A 19,600-nucleotide genomic window follows, 5' to 3' on the forward strand; every position below is an offset into this window, starting at 1 on the left:
GATGACTCCTCTATACCATTAAAAGTGAATAATCCCACCCCTGTATATCTGGGGTACAGGCTTATTATACGAGGAGAAAAGAAAAGGAGAGGACAATGGAAAAAAGATTATTTACATCAGAGTCAGTAACCGAAGGCCATCCGGATAAAATGTGCGACCAGATCTCAGACGCCATTCTGGATGCCCTCATCGAGCAGGATCCCATGAGCCGCGTGGCCTGCGAGACATGCACTACTACCGGTCTGGTGCTTGTCATGGGAGAGATCACTACAAACGCCTATGTGGATATTCAGAAGATCGTCCGCGACACAGTCAGGGAGATCGGCTACACGAGAGGAAAATACGGCTTTGACGCGGACACCTGCGGCGTCATCACAGCCATTGACGAGCAGTCCTCCGACATCGCCATGGGCGTGGACAAGGCCCTGGAGGCAAAGGAGAACAAGATGTCCGAGGAGGAGCTGGACGCCATCGGCGCCGGCGACCAGGGCATGATGTTCGGATACGCCACAGACGAGACGCCGGAGATGATGCCCTACTCAGCTGCTCTGGCCCATAAGCTGGCCCGGAAGCTGGCGGAAGTGAGGAAGAACGGAACTCTTCCCTACCTTCGTCCGGACGGCAAGACCCAGGTGACAGTGGAGTACGATGAAAACGGAGCGCCCGCCAGGCTGGAGGCAGTGGTTCTGTCCACCCAGCACGACCCGGATGTGACCCAGGAGCAGATCCACGAGGACATCAAAAAGTATGTCTTTGACACGGTCATCCCGGAGGGCATGACAGATGAGCACACGAAGTTCTTCATCAACCCCACAGGACGGTTTGTCATCGGCGGACCTCACGGGGACAGCGGACTGACGGGCCGCAAGATCATCGTGGATACATACGGCGGCATGGCGCGCCACGGCGGCGGCGCCTTCTCCGGAAAGGACTGCACCAAGGTGGACCGGTCTGCGGCCTACGCGGCCCGGTACGTGGCCAAGAACATCGTGGCCGCGGGGATCGCGAAGAAGTGCGAGATCCAGCTCTCCTACGCCATCGGCGTGGCCCATCCTACATCCATCATGGTAGACACCTTCGGAACCGGCAGGCTGTCTGATGAGAAGATCGTGGAGATGATCAGGGAGAACTTTGACCTCCGCCCGGCCGGCATCATCCGGATGCTGGACCTGAGAAGGCCTATCTACAAGCAGACGGCGGCCTACGGACACTTTGGCCGCACGGATCTGGATCTGCCCTGGGAGAAGACAGACAGGGCAGAGGATCTGAAGAAATATCTGTAGGAGCCTCGGAATATTTGCGGTGTCCTCCGGGCGCCTGTAAAGGCCCGGCGCCATATTTATAAAAAGTTTATAAAAATTTATGAGCGCTTTTTTGGGAAAGCGCTCTTTTTATGTTAAAATAACAGCGGAGGTTTATGCTATGAAGTTTAAAACCCGACTGATCATTGCATTTTTTACAGTTATCATGGTGCCTGTGGTGCTCACATCCCTGTTCATCCTTCTGCTGGGGAGATACCAGATCAGCTCCATCGAGAAGACCTACGGCCTGACGGGGACCACACTGGAGGTGCTGACCAACCCGGTGCAGGTGCTGGGGCAGCTCACCGTGGAGCCCTGCCATCAGCTGAAGGCGACAGCCCTGACAGAGCCGGACAAGCTGGAGGACGCCACCTACCTGGCAGAATTTAACGATATGCTGGCGGACAAGAAATCCTGCCTTATCGTGCGCAAGGACGACACGATCACCTATATGGGAGAGAAGGTGCAGAGCCTGGACGGCGTGCTGAGCAAGCTGCCTCCCTACGGAAACACAGAGACCACCTCTGACGCGGGCCTCTATTATGGGGGGGATGTACAGATCCTTGTGAAACAGATTGATTTCCAGTACACCGACGGAACCGACGGAAGCGCCTTTATCGTCACGGACGTGGGGGATATGATCCCGGAGATCAGGGAGTTTGCGGTGGACGTGCTGGTGGTCATCGCCCTGGTGCTTATCTTTACGGCGGCGCTGCTTGTGCTTTGGATCTACCGGACTGTCATGCAGCCCCTGGGCAGGATGCAGCAGGCGGCCCAGAACATTAAGGAGGGAAACCTGGACTTTGAGATGAAGTGGGAGACCGACGACGAGCTGGGACAGCTGTGCCGGGACTTTGAGGAGATGCGCAAGAGACTGAAGGCCAACGCGGAGGAGAAGCTGGCCTTTGATAAAGAGAATAAGGAGCTCATCAGCAACATTTCCCATGACCTGAAGACCCCCGTGACCACCATCAAGGGCTATGCCGAGGGTATCATGGACGGCGTGGCGGACACGCCGGAGAAGCTGGAAAAATATATCCGCACCATCTACAACAAGGCGGGGGAGATGGATACTCTCATCAACGAGCTGACCTTCTACTCCAAGATCGACACGAACCGCATCCCCTACAATTTTGGCACCCTCTCGGTGAACAACTACTTTGACGACTGCGCCGAGGATCTGGCTCTGGAGCTGGAGCAGCGGGGTGTGGAGTTCGGCTATTTCAACTATGTGGAGGAGGACGTGAAGGTCATCGCGGACGCGGAGCAGATCAAGCGGGTGATCCACAATATCATCAACAACTCTCTGAAATATATGGACAAGGCAAAGGGCAAGATCAACCTGCGTGTCAAGGACGTGGGAGATTTCGTCCAGGTGGAGCTGGAGGACAACGGCTGCGGCATTGCCGCCAAGGACCTGACCAATATATTCGAGAGATTTTACAGGACGGACGCGTCCCGGAACTCCTCTAAGGGAGGAAGCGGGATCGGTCTTTCCGTTGTCAAGAAGATCATAGAAGACCATGGAGGAAAAATATGGGCCACCAGCCGGGAAGGCACTGGGACCACCATGTATTTTGTCCTCCGGAAATATCAGGAGGTGCCGGTAAATGAATAAGATACTGATCGTGGAAGACGAAGAGGCCATCGCAGATCTGGAGAAGGATTATCTGGAGCTGAGCGGATTTGAGGTGGAAGTGGCCAATGACGGGGAGACGGGGCTTGAGAAGGCTTTAAACGAGGATTTCAACCTTCTCATCCTGGATCTGATGCTGCCCGGGGTGGACGGCTTTGAGATCTGCCGTCAGGTGCGGGATAAGAAAAATACGCCCATCATCATGGTGTCGGCCAAGAAGGACGACATTGACAAGATCCGTGGGCTGGGCCTGGGAGCCGACGACTACATGACCAAGCCCTTCAGTCCCAGCGAGCTGGTGGCCCGCGTGAAGGCCCATCTGGCCCGCTACGAGCGGCTTGTGGGAAGCGCGGCGGAGGCCAACAAGATCATCGAGATCCGGGGACTGAAGATCGACACCACGGCCCGCAGAGTGTGGGTCAACGGGGAGGAGAAGAATTTTACGACAAAGGAGTTTGATTTGCTGACTTTTCTTGCAAGTCACCCTAATCATGTGTATACTAAAGATGAACTGTTCAGCGAGATCTGGGACATGGAATCTATCGGAGATATCGCCACTGTCACAGTGCATATCAAGAAGATCCGTGAGAAGATAGAGATGGATACAGCCAATCCGCAGTATATTGAGACCATCTGGGGAGTGGGCTACCGCTTTAAGATGTAGGAAATTCATCGGATCTATCGGGCTGTCCGCGCGGCGATGCAGTTGCGCGGGCAGCCCTTTTATTACTATTTTGGAGGGAGAGCCCTGTGGGCTTCCCGGAAAACACCGCGGGGGAGAGAAGGCAGCATGATCACGAGCACGGCAAATCCAAAAGTGAAGAGACTGGTCACACTCAGAAAAAAGAGAAGAGCCAGGGATGAGGAGCAGGTTTTTCTGGCGGAGGGGCTGCGCATGTTCCGGGAGATCCCGGGGGAGATGCTGCGGGAGCTCTACGTATCGGAGACATTTTACGGGAGAGAGCGGGAGCTGGCGGACAGAAAGGCCGGCCAGGCCGGTGTCAGACCGGAGATCCTCTCCGACCATGTCTTTGGATACGTGTCCGACACAAAGACGCCCCAGGGAGTGCTCTGCGTGGCAGGGAGGATGCCGGGGGTGTCCCGGGAGAAGCTGCTGCGGCCGGACGAAAGTGGGAAAATGCCTCTTCTCATGGTCCTGGACAATCTGCAGGACCCGGGCAATCTGGGCACCATCGTCCGCACCGGAGAGGGAGCGGGGGTGACAGGCATCTTTCTTGGCAGGGACTGTGTGGATCTGTACAACCCGAAGACTATCCGGTCTACCATGGGCTCCATTTACCGGATGCCCTGTCTGTATGTGGATGATGTGCCGGAGCTTCTGGGGCAGATGAAACAGGAGAAGATACGGACCTTTGCCGCTCACCTGGAGGGAAAGAGGGCCTACGATGAGGAGGATTACATAGGCGGGTGCGCGTTTCTTATGGGAAATGAGGGGAACGGCCTGCGACGGGAGGTGGCAGAGCTGGCGGACACCTGGATCCGCATCCCCATGGAGGGAGAGGTAGAGTCTCTGAATGTCGCCATTGCTTCCACTGTGCTCATGTTCGAGGCGGGCAGGCAGAGGAGAATAAGAGATAAAAGCAGTATAGAAAGCTAGAAGAGAAGGAGGGAGAAGCATGTCGCCAATTTACTGGATCATCATCTTTATCGTGCTGCTCGTCATCGAGATAGCCACCCTGGGACTGACCACTATCTGGTTTGCCGCAGGCGCGCTGGTAGCCTTCCTGGCAGGTATACTGGGGTTCGGGATCATCACGCAGATCGTCCTGTTCCTGGTGGTGTCAGTTGTGCTTCTTGTGCTGACGCGCCCCATCGCGCTGAAGTATTTCAACAACAAGCGGCAGAGCACCAACGTGGAGAGCATGATCGGGCGCCAGGGCGTGGTCCTGGAGGACATCGACACGATAAAGAGCCAGGGACTGGTGGAGGTGGACGGGGAGACCTGGTCCGCCAGGACGGATGAACCGGAGGGAGTCATCCCGAAGGACACGATCGTCTCTGTAGAAGGAGTGCAGGGCGTGAAACTGATTGTAAAGAAAAAGGAGGAACTGTAATATGTTGGGGGCAGTTGTTGGAATTATTCTCTTGATTTTTGTCGTACTGATACTCATATCCTGTGTCAAGGTAGTACAGCAGTCAAAGGCGCTCGTCATTGAGCGGCTGGGAGCCTACCAGGCTACATGGGGAGTGGGCATCCACTTCAAGATCCCGTTCATCGAGCGGGTGGCAAGGCGTGTGGATCTGAAGGAGCAGGTGGTGGACTTCGCGCCCCAGCCTGTGATCACAAAGGATAACGTTACCATGCGCATCGATACCGTTGTGTTCTACCAGATCACAGACCCGAAGCTGTTCTGCTACGGCGTGGCAAATCCTATCATGGCTATCGAGAACCTGACAGCCACCACGCTGCGAAACATCATCGGTGACCTGGAGCTGGACCAGACGCTGACATCCAGGGAGACTATCAACACGAAAATGCGGGCTACTCTGGACGTGGCTACAGATCCCTGGGGCATCAAGGTGAAGAGGGTGGAGCTGAAAAACATCATCCCGCCGGCAGCCATCCAGGACGCTATGGAGAAGCAGATGAAGGCGGAGCGTGAGCGACGTGAAGCCATCCTCCGGGCAGAGGGTGAGAAGAAATCCTCCATCCTCGTGGCGGAGGGTAAGAAGGAGTCCGTCATCCTGGATGCCGAGGCCGCGAAGCAGGCAGCTATCCTCAAAGCAGAGGCAGAGAAGGAGGCCACCATCCGGGAGGCAGAAGGACAGGCGGAGGCCATCCTCAAGGTGCAGCAGGCAAATGCCGACGGTATCCGCTTCCTGAAGGAGGCGGGCGCAGACCAGTCCGTCCTCACTATCAAGAGCCTGGAGGCGTTTGAGAAGGCGGCTGACGGAAAGGCCACCAAGATCATCATCCCCTCCGAGATCCAGGGAATTGCCGGCCTGGTGAAATCCCTGGCAGAGGTGGGCGCCTCGGACGGAAAGGAAGAAAAGAAAGCATAAATATACAAAATTCTTGAATAAAATATACAAAAGTGCTATGATGAAAGCGGTACACCTCATTTTTATGCATTTGTATGCATGATTATAGGGTGTATACACTGACAGCAGGAAGGAATGTATATAAAATGAATTTAAAAGGAAGAAGCTTTTTGAAATTACTTGACTTTACACCGGAGGAGATCATGTATCTGGTGGACCTGGCGGAGGAGCTGAAGGAGAAGAGGAAAAAGGGAATTAAAGGCGACAGCCTGAAGGGAAAGAACATTGCCCTGATCTTCGAGAAGCCGTCCACCAGGACCCGGTGTGCCTTCACCATCGGAGCTCAGGACGAGGGGGCCACAGCCACCTACCTGGCGGGAAGCGAGCTCCAGCTGGGAGAGAAGGAGAGCATAGAGGACACAGCCCGGGTTCTGGGCCGCATGTTCGACGGTATCGAGTACCGCGGGTTTGAGCAGTCCTTTGTGGAGGCTCTGGCCGAGTACAGCGGCGTGCCGGTGTGGAACGGACTGACAGACCAGTGGCATCCCACCCAGTGCCTGGCCACTCTGCTGACGCTGAAGGAGAATTTTGGACATGTCAAGGGGCTGAAGATCGTCTACCTGGGCGACGGACGCAACAACGTGGCCAACAGCCTTCTGGTGGGCTGCAGCAAGGTGGGCGTTAACGTGGCCGTGGCAGCGCCGAAGGAGCTCTGGCCGGACGAGAAGCTGGTGGAGACATGCAAGGGCTTTGCGCAGGCAGCCGGCTCCACTGTGGAGGTCTCCGACAAGCTGGACGTTGTGGAGGGAGCAGATATGCTCTACACCGACGTATGGTTCTCTATGGGAGAGGAGAAGAAGGAGCAGGAGCGCACCAAGCTGGCGCTGCCCTACCAGGTCAACGCGGAGCTCATGAAGAGGACAGGCAAGTCTACCACACTGTTCTCCCACTGCCTGCCGGCAAATAAAGGAAAAGAGGTAACCGAGGACGTGTTCGAGAGCGAGGCATCCGTCGTGTTTGACGAGGCGGAGAACCGTCTCCACACCATCAAGGCCATCATGGTCGCCACCCTCGGTGATTAAGTGGGATATGAAGAAGACTGAGATTTTATCCATGCTCCGGGAGAGCGAAGGATATGTGTCCGGACAGCAGATCTGCGAAAAGTTCCATGTTTCCAGAACTGCTGTCTGGAAAGTAATAGAACAGCTGAAGGAAGAAGGCTATCAGATAGAGGCAGTCCGCAACAGGGGATATCGGTTGAGCGAGAGCCCGGACATACTGTCACAGGCGGAGATCGAGAGCAGGATCTCCACTGAGTGGGCAGGGCGGAATGTCTCTTATTTTCGCGAGACGGATTCCACCAACACCCAGGCCAAGAGACTGGGTGAGGAGGGGGCTCCCGCCGGGACCCTGGCGGTGGCGGACCGGCAGATGGCAGGAAAAGGACGCCGGGGACGCAGCTGGGATTCTCCGCCGGGCAGGGACATCTATATGTCGCTTCTCCTCAGGCCGGACATCCGGCCCTCGGACGCCCCCATGCTGACCCTTGTCATGGCCCAGAGCGTGGCGGAAGCCATCCGGGAGAAGACCGGCATCGATGCCCGCATTAAGTGGCCCAATGACATTGTGGCAGGCGGGAAAAAGCTCTGCGGCATTCTGACGGAGATGAGCGCGGAGATGGACTATATCAACTATATCGTCATCGGCGTGGGGATCAATGTGAACCAGCCCTCCTTTCCGGAGGACATTGCGGACAGGGCCACCTCTCTTATGCTGGAGGCGGGCAGGAGCTTCCTTCGGGGGCCCCTCATAGCCGCGGTGATGGAGCGCTTTGAGGACAATTACAGCCGCTTCCTGGGGACAAATGACCTGTCCGGGATGCGGGAGGCCTACAATGAGCTGCTGGTGAATGTGGGAGAGCAAGTGCGGGTCCTGGAGCCGGGACACGAGTACAATGCCCTCTCCTTTGGCATTAATGACAGGGGAGAGCTCCTCGTGCGGAAGGAGGACGGCAGCAGGGAGGCCGTCTTTGCGGGGGAGGTCTCTGTGAGAGGAATTTATGGATATGTATAATGGAAAGATCGTGCTCTGCGGAGCCAATTCATACGAGGAAAAATATTATCTGAACCCGGATTTTGAGCAGCTTCCGGATCACGTAAAGGACGAGCTGAAGATCATGTGCGTCCTCTATGTCCACGACGTGGGAGGCATCCTGACCCTTGTCTACGAGGAGAACGGGGACCTGTGCTTTGAGGTCACATCCGCGGAGGGGGATGCCATGTTCGACGAGATCGGGAGCAGGCTGAAGATCAAGCAGCTCCAGCAGGAGAAGGCGGAGCTGCTCCAGTCCCTCCAGCTCTACTACAGAGTGTTTTTTATGGGAGAGGACCTGGATCTGTAGCAGGTACAAGAACAGCCCCGCCAGGGGAGTAAGGAGGAAACAGGACAGATGCTTCTTGCAATCGATGTGGGAAACACAAACTTTACAATGGGACTTTTCCGTGAGGAGGAGCTGGTGGCCAAATTCCGTATGACCACAAAGCTGCCCCGCACATCGGACGAGTACGGGATCGCCATCCGTGAACTGATCCGCAACCAGGGGGAGGATCCGGATCACGTGGACGATATCATCATCGCCTCTGTTGTGCCGGATATCATGCACTCTCTGACCAGCTGCATTATCAAGTACTTTGACCGGAAGCCGATCATCGTGTCAGCTGGGATCAAGACAGGCATCCGGGTGGCTACGGAAAATCCGAGGCAGACCGGAGCGGACCGTATCGTGGACGCGGTGGCCGCCTACTATCTCTATGGCGGGCCGGTCATTGTGGTGGACTTCGGAACTGCCACCACCTACGATCTGGTGGAGCCGGACGGCACCTTTGCCGTGGGAGTCACAGCGCCCGGTATCCGCACCTCCGCCAGGGCCCTCTGGGGGGATGCGGCCATGCTTCCGGAGATCGAGATCCGCAAGCCCGAGACCATCCTGGCCAGGGAGACTGTGTCCAGCATGCAGGCCGGACTTGTCTACGGCTACATCGGACAGACAGAGTACATTATCAGCCAGATGAAAAAGGAGTCCGGCTATACGGACGCCAGAGTGGTGGCTACAGGCGGACTGGGCAATATCCTGGCTGCGGCCACAGAGAGCATTGACATCTATGATCCCATCCTGACGCTGGAGGGATTGCGGCTGGTCTATGAGAGAAACCGGTTCCGCAGCAGAAGGCCGGACGGGAGAAAGGATGCCTAGAGAAGGGATAGACCAAGAAAGATCGGACGGGAGAAAGGATACACAGGACATGGGAGAGAGAAGACAGCTGAAGATAGGAACACTCACGATCGAGCACCCCTATGTGCTGGCACCGATGGCAGGCGTGACAGACCTGCCATTTCGTCTGCTATGCAAAGAGCAGGGGGCGGGACTTCTGTGCATGGAGATGGTCAGCGCCAAGGCGCTCCAGTACAAGAACAGGAACACAAAGGCCCTCCTCTCCATTCACCCGGAGGAGTACCCGGTATCCCTGCAGCTCTTCGGCTCCGAGCCGGAGGTCATCAGCGAGCAGGCCAAAGCCATAGAGGAACTGCCCTTTCAGATCCTGGACATCAACATGGGCTGCCCGGTGCCCAAGGTGGTGAAGAACGGGGAGGGCTCTGCCCTCATGAAGCAGCCCCGCCTCGTCCACGAGATCGTGTCCCGGACAGTGAAGGCCATCCGCAAGCCGGTGACAGTCAAGATACGGAAGGGCTTTGACGACACCTGCGTCAATGCGGTGGAGATCGCCAGGATCATCGAGGACGCGGGGGCGGCGGCAGTGGCTGTCCACGGGCGGACAAGGGAGCAGTACTACTCCGGGCAGGCGGACTGGGATATCATCCGCCAGGTGAAGGAGGCGGTCCGCATCCCGGTCATCGGCAACGGGGACGTGACCTGTGTGCAGGACGCCCTGCGGATGATGGAGGAGACCGGTTGTGACGGCGTCATGATCGGACGGGGAGCCAGGGGGAACCCGTGGATCTTCCGCGAGCTGAAGAGCTATGACGAGACAGGGCAGATCCCGCCCAGGCCGGACATCCGGGAGATCCGGGAGATGATGCTGCGACACGCCCGTCTCCAGGTGGAGTACAAGGGAGAGTACACAGGCATCCGGGAGATGAGGAGCCATGTCTCCTGGTATACAAGAGGGCTGCGGGGCTCGGCCCGGCTCCGGGAGGAGATCAACCAGGTGGAGACCTACGGGGAGCTGGAGGTTCTTCTGCATGAACGGCTGGTATAAAAGAAATTAAAAAGGGTTTGTCCGTCTGTATAAATCAAGCGGGAACAGGGCATCACAATCAGGTGGTGTCCCTGTTCTTTTTTGCGTTTCTTACGTATATATTAAGTATACAGTTAAGGGGAAAAATGTATTGACATTGAAAAAGACGTTATGTATAATATTGAAATTGTGAAAGTGGACTTAAACAGAAGAAAACTTCTGTAAAATAGACAGAATGTAAGCAGGAAGAGGAGAGGATCAAAATGGAAGAAAAAAAGACAATTCTGACCTACGAAGGCCTGAAAAAGCTGGAGGATGAACTGGAGAACCTGAAGGTTGTAAAACGGAAAGAGGTTGCCGGAAAGATCAAGGAGGCAAGGGAGCAGGGAGACCTGTCCGAGAACGCTGAGTACGATGCGGCCAAGGACGAGCAGAGAGATATCGAGGCCCGTATTGAGGAGCTGGAGAAGATCCTGAAGAACGCAGAGGTCGTTGTGGAGGATGAGGTCAATCTGGACAAGATCAGCATTGGCTGCACAGTGACTGTCTACGACGAGGAATTCGAGGAGGAGATGGAATTCAAGATCGTTGGCTCCACCGAGGCAAACAGTCTCCAGGGCAAGATTTCCAATGAGTCCCCGGTGGGTCAGGCGCTTCTGGGCCACGAGGAGGGCGATGAAGTGACTGTGGAGACGCAGGCAGGGGAACTGGTGTACAAGGTACTTAAGATCGAGCGCTCCATTTAAACTAAATCCCGCAGGCCGGATGAGGGCTGACCGGACCGGAAGCGACAGGATCAGGTCAGACCAGGCAGACGCAGGCGGATGGATTTGGGCGAAGGAGCCATATGGATATAAGAGTACAGATAGCAAGAGAACAGGTACAGAATAAGTACAAGAATAAGAAGAAAAAGAAGGAGTGAATAAAGTGACCAGGCAGCAGAACAATGTACAGGAACAGGATGTGAACCAGCTCAGGAAGGTGCGCCGCGAAAAGCTGGCGGATCTCCAGGCAAACGGGAAGGACCCGTTTAAGATTACAAAGTATGATGTGACATGCCATGCGGCTGACATCAAAGATCATTATGAGGAGATGGAGGGCAAGCACGTGTCCGTTGCCGGCCGTATCATGCAGAAGCGCGTGATGGGCAAGGCTTCTTTCTGTAATGTTCTGGACCAGAGCGGCAATATTCAGTCCTATGTGACGAGAGACAGCGTTGGTGAGGAGCCCTACAAGGAGTTCAAGAAGCTGGATATCGGCGATATCGTGGGCATTGAGGGCGAGGTCTTCAAGACAAAGACAGGCGAGATTTCCATTCACGCCTCTGCGGTGAAGCTCCTGTCCAAGAGCCTTCAGATCCTGCCGGAGAAATTCCACGGCCTGACAAACACAGACACACGCTACCGCCAGAGGTACGTGGATCTGATCATGAACCCGGAGGTGCGGGATACATTTATCAAGAGATCCCACATTATCAGCTCAATCCGCAGATACCTGGACAGCCAGGGATTTCTCGAGGTGGAGACCCCCATGCTGGTAAGCAATGCCGGCGGCGCTGCGGCCAGACCCTTCGAGACACATTTCAACGCTCTGGGAGAGGACTTCAAGCTCCGTATTTCCCTGGAGCTCTACCTGAAGAGACTGATCGTGGGCGGCCTGGAGAGAGTTTACGAGATCGGCCGGGTGTTCAGAAACGAGGGACTGGACACAAGACACAACCCGGAGTTCACCCTGATGGAGCTGTACCAGGCTTACACAGACTACAACGGAATGATGGATCTCACCGAGAACCTGTATCGCCATGTGGCCCAGGAGGTGCTGGGAACTACCACCATCACCTACAACGGTGTGGAGATCGATCTTGGCAAGCCCTTTGAGAGGATCACTATGGTGGATGCTGTGAAGAAATACGCAGGCATCGACTGGAATGAGGTGAAGACAACAGAGGACGCAAAAAAGCTTGCGGACGAGCATCACATTGCCTATGAGGAGCGTCATAAGAAGGGCGACATTCTGAGCATGTTCTTTGAGGAGTATGCGGAGGAACACCTGATCCAGCCTACCTTTGTCACAGACCATCCGATCGAGATCTCACCGCTCACAAAGAAAAAGCCGGATGATCCGGACTACGTGGAGCGCTTTGAGTTCTTCATGAACGGCTGGGAGATGGCCAATGCCTACTCTGAGCTGAACGACCCCATTGACCAGAGAGAGCGTTTTGCCCAGCAGGATGCCAATGCGGCAGCAGGCGACGAGGAGGCCGAGCATACAGATGAAGATTTCCTGAACGCGCTGGAGATCGGCATGCCGCCCACAGGCGGAATTGGCTTCGGTATTGACAGGATGTGCATGCTCCTGACAGACTCCGCGGCCATCAGGGACGTGCTCCTGTTTCCGACCATGAAGAGTCAGGGTGCCGCAAAGAACGCGGCAAACAACGAGGCTCAGTCCGTTGCGCCGGCACAGACAGCGGCGGTATCCGCTCCTGCTCTTGACCTGTCCAGGGTGAAGATAGAGCCCCTGTTTGAAGATATGGTGGACTTCGAGACGTTCAGCCGGTCCGATTTCCGCGCCGTGAAGATCGAGGCCTGCGAGGCGGTCCCCAAGAGCAAGAAGCTCCTGAAGTTCACCCTGAACGACGGGACAGACCGGAAGCGCACGATCCTGAGCGGTATCCACGAGTACTACGAGCCGGAGGAGCTGGTCGGAAAGACAGCGATCGCCATTACAAACCTTCCGCCCAGGAAGATGATGGGCATTGACTCCGAGGGTATGCTGATCAGCGCGGTGTACGAGTATGACGGACATGAGGGGCTGAACCTGCTGATGGTGGATGACCAGATTCCGGCAGGAGCAAAGTTGTACTAAAAATAGAAAATATAAGAAATGAGACTGCAGAAGAGCACTTTTTGGAGGAGAGATCTTTCAAGGAGTGCTCTTTTTGTGTCTGGAAAACACACAGGTTTAATTTTTTGCATGCCAGGTATAGTTTTTGTTACAGGTTTTTCTCCCGGAGGACTTAAAATAGTACGTGATGATATGATAAGATAGACTCAGTGTACCGGCCGGCGGAGGGGCTGGCCGGGCGCTCCTGGGAGAAGAGGTTTTTATGAAATTATTGAAACTTGTGATCGTGGACGATGAACCTATCCTGCTGCAGGGACTGCTTGACACCTACGACTGGGCGGACATGGGTTTTAAGGTAGTGGGCTCAGCCCAGAGCGGCGAGCAGGCCATAGAGGTGATCAAAGAGACAAAGCCCCATGTGGTGCTGACAGATATCCGGATGAAACAGATCACGGGGCTAATGGTGATGGAGGAGATCCAGAAAACGGACATGGACTGCATGTTTATCGTCCTCAGCGCCTACCGGGATTTTGACTATGCCCAGCAGGCCTGCGATCTGGGGGCCTTCGCTTATCTGCTGAAGCCTATTGAGGATGAGAAGCTGCGGGAGACCATGGAGGCAGCCTACCGGACCTGCATGGAGCAGATGGAGCAGGAGGCCAGGTATGAGAGCTGGGAGAAGCTGCTGGTGAAGGATGGAACCAGCTTTCAGCAGGTGGTTGTGCAGAATTATGTCCGGGACAGGCTCCCGGAGGAAAAGGTGGAAGAAGTCTTCCGGACGCTGGGAGACATGCCTGGAAATGAGGAGCGCTTTATCACTGTGTACGCGGATATAGATGTGGCCTACAAGATCACGGATTACCTGGATTATGAAGCGGCCAGATTTGCGCTTCTTAAAAGGCTGGAAGAGGAGCTGGAGAGCCGCTATTTCTGCTGGCGGGCTGACGGCGAGGAGACGGGCAGCGCGTTTATCGTCCGCACCACGGACAAAGAGGCGGTGGGAAAGCTGAAGCACTTCCTGGAATACATTAAAAAGGAGGAGCAGAGCAGGGTTGTTGCCGCCATATCCAAGCCCTACAAAGGCATTGCCGGGATCAAAAGAAGTTATGTGGAAGCCCGGAAGTTGTTCGAGATTGCCAGTGTGTCTGGAGCGGGTGCTTTTACTTCCCCGGAGGGGGTGGAGCTGCCGGACCAGGCGGCGACGGCCGGAGAAAGCGGGGATGTGGACAACCTGATCGTGAACGCTGTGCGCAGGAACAGTGAGAAAGAGCTGAAGGAGGCCTTTGTCCAGTTTGTCTACGGGCTGCCCCACGAGGAGGAACAGCAGCGGCAGCATCTCCATCGGATGATGCTGAAAGTGGAACTCATGCTCCAGGCATCTTACGGGCTGTCGGAGGATATCCGGGAAAAGTTCCGGGGCTACTACGACAATCTGGGAACCATCGGCACGGCAAAGATGGTGGATGTCTGTTACCGGATCCTGTGCGCGGCCATTGAAGTGAGAAAAAGCGACGCAAAGCAGGATGAGACGAGATATTTTAAAGAGTACATGTCAGAGGCAGTGGCTTATATAGAGGAACATCTCAGGGATGAGGAGCTGTCCATTGTATCTGTGGCCTCCCACATTTATCTGAACCCGGTCTATTTCGGAAGGGTGTTTAAAAATACGTTCCACATGACGTTCAAGCAGTATCTTCTCCAGCAGAGGATGGAGAAGGCCAAAAAGCTGCTGGAGGAAGGAAAAGGCAGTATCGGAGATATCTGTGAGGCGGTGGGGATCCACAAACCGTCCTATTTTTCCCATGTGTTCAAGCAGTACACGGGAAAGCTCCCAAGCGAATACAAGAAAGAGTACGAGGGATAGACAGAAATCGACATGAAAAGAAACGAGAAGGTATCCGGTATACAGAAAAAATATCTGAAGTATACGGCGGCGCTCCTGGGGCTTGCGCTTCTTCTCTCCAGCCTGGGGGCCGGCCTGTATGTGAAGAACAGGCTGACCCGGGCGGTGATCGCAAAATACGAGTTTATGACGGAGAGAATGGGCATCAGCCTGGAAAATCTGTTTCGCCAGAGCGACGAGGCGACGGCAGAGTGCGTCCTCTATGACGATGTGCAGCAGAGCCTGCGCAGTAAGGGGCTGGAGGAAGTCAGCCGCATTGGTCTGAGTAAATATTTCGCCTATGTGGGGCTGGAGCACATCGCGGATTACTGCTATGTGGATAATAAAGGGAACGTATACAGTAAATCCTATTCAGATGTAACCTCTGAGGATGTGACGGACAGCGGTTTCCAGGAGTATCTGGGAGCGGACTACGCCCGAACGAAATGGTTCTGGGCGAAAGATACGCTTTTTGGAACAGAGGAGGAGGCGCTTTTTATCGGAAGGTATGTCCGGAGCATGGAGTACGCCCACGACCCCGGGATGCTGTTCTTCAGGATGGACGATGCGTTTCTGGAGGGGATCACAGGGACAAGTGGAGAGCTGACAAGCGAGGCGGCGGTTGGCATTATTGACGCCAAAGGGCAGCTCTGTTTTTCCTCGGTTCCGGAGGAATTCAGCGTGGGTAAGAAGCGCCAGGCGGATATAGCGGAGCGTATCGCCGGGAGCGGGTCTGCCGGCATGATCCTGGAGGGGGAGAGTGTTCCAGGAGGCGTTCTGTCGGCGTACCGGGATGAGGCCAGCGGGCTGGCGGTCTTTTCCTTTGTGCCGGATAGGGTGCTGAACCAGGGGATCTTCCCTGTTTTCCTGGTGCTGGCCGGGATCTACCTTGTGGTGCTGGCTGCGGCCGCGGTGCTGAGTATTTATTTCTCCAGAAGATTTACAAAGCCCATCCAGGAAATCCGGACGGCCATGGCGGAATTTGACGGCAGCAATTTTGACCGGACCATAGAGCTTCACACAAACACAGAGCTGGACGAGATCGGTCATTCCTACAATGAACTGCTCGGGAATATCCAGAGGCTGCTGGAGGAGATCAAGGAGCAGGAGAGAGAGCTGCGCACATCGGAGCTGAACATGCTGATCAGCCAGATCAATCCTCATTTTCTGTACAATACACTGGATACGATCTATATGCTGGCCCGGATCAACAAGGAAGAGACGACTATGCGGATGATCCAGGCCCTGTCCAGATATCTGCGGCTGTCGCTGAGCAAAGGAAACGATATAGTGACTGTGGAAGACGAGCTGGAGAATGTGAAGAGTTACATGGAGATCCAGCAGATACGAAACAAAGATCTTTTCTCCTACCAGGTAGACTGCCGGGTGGATGCCGCCCACACAACTGTTCTGAAGCTGGTCCTGCAGCCGCTTGTGGAAAATGCAGTAAAGTATGGATTCCGGGATATTTTTGAGGGAGGACAGATCCGGATCACCGTGTGGAAGGAAGAAGAGGAGCTGTACTTGGAGGTGTACAACAACGGCGCCCCCATGGAGGCGGACATGGTGCAGAAGATCAACGGAATGAACAAGCTGCCTCTGGGAGAGATGAAAAACTGCTTTCCGGATAAGAGGCACGGCTACGGCGTGGTAAATATTCTGACCCGGCTCAGACTGAAGTACGGGGACGGGGCAGCCTTTTACTGCAGAGCACAGGAAGATGGAACAAGCTGTACGATCAAAATTCCCCGGGGAGACGGGCAGGAGGCATATGAGCAGGAACAGATACAGATTTAAAGGAAGAGTCATACAGGCGGCAGCGGTTTCCCTGCTTTTCTCCGTGGCAGCCGCAGGCTGCGCGGGAAGGCAGACAGAGGAAAAAGCAGGCGGGGAGGAGGTGCCCATCCCGGTCATCCTGATCGTGGACTCCTCTACAGGCAATAAAAATGAGGAAGATGTGATCCAGGCATTCAATGAACTGTATGATGGGAAGTGGCAGGCGGATGTGGAGTGGGTCATGGAGACGGAGGAAGAGTACCGGCAGAACCTGAAAAGGCAGAATGTGACAGATACCCTCCCGGCTGTCATTACAGATCTCCGGATGCTTCCCGCCTTCTATTATACGATGATCCAGGATGGCAGGATCGAGGAACTGTCCGGGTATATCAAGGAAGATGAAGAGTGGATGGAGATGATCGAGCCGTCGGTGCTGGAGTCCTGCAGCGAGGAGGACGGCAGTATCTATCTGGGCCCTGTCAGTACGGCGGCATTTTCCTGTTCCGGGATCTTCTGGAACGAGGAGCTGTTTGCCCAGGCGGGTATTGAGAAGTTTCCCGAAACCTGGGAGGAATTCTGGGAGTGCTGCGAGAAGCTGGAGAGCTGCGGCATCACTCCGCTGGCCCTTCATACGGAGGGGACGGCCTGGGCGCCCATGCTTTTTGCCACGGCGGAGGCAGCCTCCACGGAGGAAGGAGCGCAGTTCATGCAGCAGTTCTACCCGGATACCTATCAGGGCGAAAGCGGGCTGCGCATTGCCCGGACGCTGGAGCGGCTGTTTCGGTACACTACAGGTGATGCGCTGTATGCTGATTTTGATGTGTCCTATGAGAATTTTTTCTCCGGGAAGGCAGCCATGATCCCCAACGGATACTGGATGATGGATCAGATTCCCGAAGAGTGGCAGGACAAAGTAAGGTTCTCGGCATTTCCGGAAAACAGGCTGATCTCATCCCCTGAGACATTTGGCTGGGCCATTGTGTCCAGCTACAGCCAGGAAGTCAAAGAGGGGGCGGCGGCTCTTCTGAAGCTGCGCACGCAGATGAACATGGAGCAGAGGGAGGAGCTGTTTGAACAGAGTCCGGATTCCCTGACCCAGGCAGAGCGGGACTATATAGAGACCTACAAAAGCGGCCCGGTCCTTGTCCCCAACTACCAGGTGAAATGGAACTCCATCCTGCAGGAGGAGACGCTGGGAACCATCCTTCCGGATCTGGCCCAGGGGAAGATCAGCCCGGAGGAATTTACAAAAAAAGAAGATGAGAGCATCCAGGAATTTCTGGAGGAGCAGTGATGCTTCGGCGCCGGAGAAGATACCGGCGCTGAAGTATTTTTTTTGGCATTCCTGGTTTTTTATTTGATAACGGGGAGGAAGAGCGGCCGGTTATAATAGTCCCAGAACAAAGAAAACAGAGGTTTTCAGAAAGGCGAGGAAGGATATGAAAAAGAAAAAAGTAATATCATTATTATTAGTTGCAGCCATGACAGCAGGCCTGGTGGCAGGATGCGGAAGCTCCTCTGACTCCGGGGACAGCGGCAGCAGTGAGGCAGAAGGAAAGGTATATTACCTCAACTTTAAGCCTGAGGCGGACGAGTACTGGCAGGAACTGGCGGAAGTCTACACAGAGGAGACCGGCGTGGAGGTGACAGTTCTGACAGCAGCTTCCGGAGAGTATGAGAAGACACTGAAATCAGAGATGGCAAAGACAGATGCGCCTACCCTGTTCCAGGTAAACGGACCTGTGGGACTGGCAAGCTGGAAAGACTACTGCTATGATCTGTCTGACTCCGATATCGCAGGGGAGCTGACAGACGACAGTTTTGCGCTGATGGACGGCGATAAGATGGCAGGTATTGCCTACGTTATCGAGAACTACGGCATTATCTACAACAAGGACCTTCTTGAGAAAGCAGGCTACACAGCAGACGATATCACAGACTTTGACAGCTTCAAAAAGGTAGTGGAAGACATTACGGCAAGAAAGGATGAACTTGGATTTTCCGCTTTTACATCAGCAGGCATGGACAGCTCATCTGACTGGAGATTCAAGACACATCTGGCAAATCTTCCGATCTACTATGAGTACAAGGATGAGGGCATTGACAATACAGACGCCATCAAGGGCACATACCTTGACAATTACCGCCAGATCTGGGATCTGTACATCAATAATGCAACCTGCGAACCGACAGAGATTTCCACAAAGACAGCCGATGACTCTACAGCAGAGTTTGTGACAGAGGAAGCGGTCTTCTACCAGAACGGTACATGGGAGTACAACAACATTGCGGATATCGGGGATGAGAACCTTGGCATTCTGCCAATCTACATCGGAGTTGAGGGCGAGGAGAACCAGGGCGTCTGCACAGGAACAGAGAACTACTGGTGTGTAAACTCCAAGGCATCTGAGGAAGATATCCAGGCAACACTGGATTTCATGAACTGGTGTGTAACTTCCGATGAAGGTGTGGAGGCTATGTGCAAGGATATGGGATTTGTCATTCCGTTCGAGTCCAACCTTGAGTCTGAAAATACACTGGTAAACGAAGCCAACGCGTACATGGAAGACGGGAAAACACCTGTGACATGGGTATTCTCAACCATGCCTTCTGAAGAGTGGAAAAACGGCGTAGGATCTGCGCTGACTGCATATGCGGCAGATCAGACAGATGCCAACTGGGATAAAGTTGTAAGCGCATTTGTGGACGGATGGGCTACAGAGGCAGCGGCATCAGCAGAGTAATCTTTCCGGAAGATCTGAAAGACATATTGAATTGAACAGGAAAGCGGCGGGCAGAAAAAGTCTGAACGCCGCTTTTTCACTTTATAGGAAAATGCATGATTGAGGAAATTTGAGAAAAAGAAAACCCGCTGAAAAGCGGGCATGGCAATTAGACG

18 protein-coding genes are annotated in these 19,600 nt (G+C 54.6%); all 18 read left to right on the forward strand.

Going from position 1 to position 19,600, the window contains the following annotated elements; genetic code table 11:
- Positions 1–95 precede the first annotated feature (95 nt).
- The 18 genes from metK (at position 96) to FGQ86_RS15020 (ending at position 19,445) form a co-directional block, all read left to right on the forward strand.
- Positions 96–1,283, forward strand: coding sequence for a methionine adenosyltransferase (metK, locus tag FGQ86_RS14940; RefSeq protein ID WP_138304911.1), 1,188 nt, complete (start codon positions 96–98; stop codon positions 1,281–1,283).
- A 139-nt stretch (positions 1,284–1,422) separates the two neighbouring features.
- Entirely contained in the window at positions 1,423–2,919 is a 1,497-nt protein-coding gene (locus FGQ86_RS14945) for a HAMP domain-containing sensor histidine kinase (protein ID WP_138304913.1), read from the forward strand.
- Complete coding sequence (locus tag FGQ86_RS14950) at positions 2,912–3,601, forward strand: response regulator transcription factor (RefSeq protein WP_033125950.1); 690 nt, start codon at positions 2,912–2,914, stop codon at positions 3,599–3,601. Before FGQ86_RS14945 ends, FGQ86_RS14950 begins: the two co-directional genes overlap by 8 nt.
- Before the next feature lie 126 nt (positions 3,602–3,727).
- The gene (locus FGQ86_RS14955) at positions 3,728–4,555 is read left to right on the forward strand and encodes an RNA methyltransferase (RefSeq protein ID WP_138304915.1); all 828 of its coding nucleotides are present in this window, start codon (positions 3,728–3,730) and stop codon (positions 4,553–4,555) included.
- A gap of 19 nt (positions 4,556–4,574) precedes the next feature.
- Positions 4,575–5,012 (forward strand): NfeD family protein, encoded by a 438-nt coding sequence (locus tag FGQ86_RS14960; RefSeq protein ID WP_033125951.1) that lies wholly within the window; start codon positions 4,575–4,577, stop codon positions 5,010–5,012.
- Between the two features lies 1 nt (position 5,013).
- Positions 5,014–5,961, forward strand: a complete 948-nt coding sequence (locus FGQ86_RS14965; protein WP_033125952.1) for an SPFH domain-containing protein — start codon at positions 5,014–5,016, stop codon at positions 5,959–5,961.
- A 125-nt stretch (positions 5,962–6,086) separates the two neighbouring features.
- Positions 6,087–7,022 carry an ornithine carbamoyltransferase gene (gene argF / locus FGQ86_RS14970; RefSeq protein ID WP_033125953.1) on the forward strand — a complete coding sequence of 312 codons (936 nt, stop codon included), beginning with the start codon at positions 6,087–6,089 and terminating at the stop codon, positions 7,020–7,022.
- Between the two features lie 7 nt (positions 7,023–7,029).
- A complete protein-coding gene (locus FGQ86_RS14975) occupies positions 7,030–8,013 on the forward strand; it encodes a biotin--[acetyl-CoA-carboxylase] ligase (protein WP_033125954.1) in 984 nt (327 codons plus the stop codon).
- Positions 8,006–8,341, forward strand: coding sequence for a DUF6145 family protein (locus tag FGQ86_RS14980; protein ID WP_033125955.1), 336 nt, complete (start codon positions 8,006–8,008; stop codon positions 8,339–8,341). Before FGQ86_RS14975 ends, FGQ86_RS14980 begins: the two co-directional genes overlap by 8 nt.
- Positions 8,342–8,389: 48 nt before the next feature.
- Positions 8,390–9,193 carry a type III pantothenate kinase gene (locus tag FGQ86_RS14985; RefSeq protein ID WP_033125956.1) on the forward strand — a complete coding sequence of 268 codons (804 nt, stop codon included), beginning with the start codon at positions 8,390–8,392 and terminating at the stop codon, positions 9,191–9,193.
- Between the two features lie 49 nt (positions 9,194–9,242).
- Positions 9,243–10,217, forward strand: a complete 975-nt coding sequence (dusB, locus tag FGQ86_RS14990; RefSeq protein ID WP_033125985.1) for a tRNA dihydrouridine synthase DusB — start codon at positions 9,243–9,245, stop codon at positions 10,215–10,217.
- Between the two features lie 242 nt (positions 10,218–10,459).
- Positions 10,460–10,942, forward strand: coding sequence for a transcription elongation factor GreA (gene greA, locus FGQ86_RS14995; RefSeq protein WP_033125957.1), 483 nt, complete (start codon positions 10,460–10,462; stop codon positions 10,940–10,942).
- 181 nt (positions 10,943–11,123) lie between these two features.
- Complete coding sequence (gene lysS, locus FGQ86_RS15000) at positions 11,124–13,064, forward strand: lysine--tRNA ligase (RefSeq protein ID WP_138304917.1); 1,941 nt, start codon at positions 11,124–11,126, stop codon at positions 13,062–13,064.
- A gap of 18 nt (positions 13,065–13,082) precedes the next feature.
- The gene (locus FGQ86_RS16350; RefSeq protein ID WP_195639072.1) at positions 13,083–13,247 is read left to right on the forward strand and encodes a hypothetical protein; all 165 of its coding nucleotides are present in this window, start codon (positions 13,083–13,085) and stop codon (positions 13,245–13,247) included.
- Between the two features lie 58 nt (positions 13,248–13,305).
- Positions 13,306–14,907, forward strand: a complete 1,602-nt coding sequence (locus tag FGQ86_RS15005) for a response regulator (RefSeq protein WP_138304919.1) — start codon at positions 13,306–13,308, stop codon at positions 14,905–14,907.
- Between the two features lie 12 nt (positions 14,908–14,919).
- Entirely contained in the window at positions 14,920–16,722 is a 1,803-nt protein-coding gene (locus tag FGQ86_RS15010) for a sensor histidine kinase (RefSeq protein ID WP_138304921.1), read from the forward strand.
- Positions 16,697–17,995, forward strand: a complete 1,299-nt coding sequence (locus tag FGQ86_RS15015; RefSeq protein ID WP_138304923.1) for an extracellular solute-binding protein — start codon at positions 16,697–16,699, stop codon at positions 17,993–17,995. Before FGQ86_RS15010 ends, FGQ86_RS15015 begins: the two co-directional genes overlap by 26 nt.
- Positions 17,996–18,140: 145 nt before the next feature.
- Positions 18,141–19,445, forward strand: a complete 1,305-nt coding sequence (locus FGQ86_RS15020; protein WP_033125962.1) for an ABC transporter substrate-binding protein — start codon at positions 18,141–18,143, stop codon at positions 19,443–19,445.
- Positions 19,446–19,600: the final 155 nt, after the last annotated feature.

This window comes from Clostridium sp. BSD2780061688st1 H5 (assembly GCF_005845155.1).
Taxonomy (GTDB): Bacteria; Bacillota; Clostridia; order Lachnospirales; family Lachnospiraceae; genus Claveliimonas; species Claveliimonas intestinigallinarum.

Excerpts from the sequence above, each read along its gene's own strand:
- FGQ86_RS15005 (WP_138304919.1), top strand. The coding sequence starts at position 13,306 with ATGAAATTATTGAAACTTGTGATCGTGGACGATGAACCTATCCTGCTG.
- FGQ86_RS14985 (WP_033125956.1), top strand. The coding sequence starts at position 8,390 with ATGCTTCTTGCAATCGATGTGGGAAACACAAACTTTACAATGGGACTT.
- FGQ86_RS14960 (WP_033125951.1), top strand. The coding sequence starts at position 4,575 with ATGTCGCCAATTTACTGGATCATCATCTTTATCGTGCTGCTCGTCATC.
- dusB (WP_033125985.1), top strand. The coding sequence starts at position 9,243 with ATGGGAGAGAGAAGACAGCTGAAGATAGGAACACTCACGATCGAGCAC.
- FGQ86_RS15015 (WP_138304923.1), top strand. The coding sequence starts at position 16,697 with ATGAGCAGGAACAGATACAGATTTAAAGGAAGAGTCATACAGGCGGCA.
- greA (WP_033125957.1), top strand. The coding sequence starts at position 10,460 with ATGGAAGAAAAAAAGACAATTCTGACCTACGAAGGCCTGAAAAAGCTG.
- FGQ86_RS15020 (WP_033125962.1), top strand. The coding sequence starts at position 18,141 with ATGAAAAAGAAAAAAGTAATATCATTATTATTAGTTGCAGCCATGACA.
- FGQ86_RS14980 (WP_033125955.1), top strand. The coding sequence starts at position 8,006 with ATGTATAATGGAAAGATCGTGCTCTGCGGAGCCAATTCATACGAGGAA.
- FGQ86_RS15010 (WP_138304921.1), top strand. The coding sequence starts at position 14,920 with ATGAAAAGAAACGAGAAGGTATCCGGTATACAGAAAAAATATCTGAAG.
- metK (WP_138304911.1), top strand. The coding sequence starts at position 96 with ATGGAAAAAAGATTATTTACATCAGAGTCAGTAACCGAAGGCCATCCG.
- FGQ86_RS14975 (WP_033125954.1), top strand. The coding sequence starts at position 7,030 with ATGAAGAAGACTGAGATTTTATCCATGCTCCGGGAGAGCGAAGGATAT.
- FGQ86_RS14955 (WP_138304915.1), top strand. The coding sequence starts at position 3,728 with ATGATCACGAGCACGGCAAATCCAAAAGTGAAGAGACTGGTCACACTC.
- FGQ86_RS14950 (WP_033125950.1), top strand. The coding sequence starts at position 2,912 with ATGAATAAGATACTGATCGTGGAAGACGAAGAGGCCATCGCAGATCTG.
- FGQ86_RS16350 (WP_195639072.1), top strand. The coding sequence starts at position 13,083 with ATGAGACTGCAGAAGAGCACTTTTTGGAGGAGAGATCTTTCAAGGAGT.
- FGQ86_RS14965 (WP_033125952.1), top strand. The coding sequence starts at position 5,014 with ATGTTGGGGGCAGTTGTTGGAATTATTCTCTTGATTTTTGTCGTACTG.
- argF (WP_033125953.1), top strand. The coding sequence starts at position 6,087 with ATGAATTTAAAAGGAAGAAGCTTTTTGAAATTACTTGACTTTACACCG.
- FGQ86_RS14945 (WP_138304913.1), top strand. The coding sequence starts at position 1,423 with ATGAAGTTTAAAACCCGACTGATCATTGCATTTTTTACAGTTATCATG.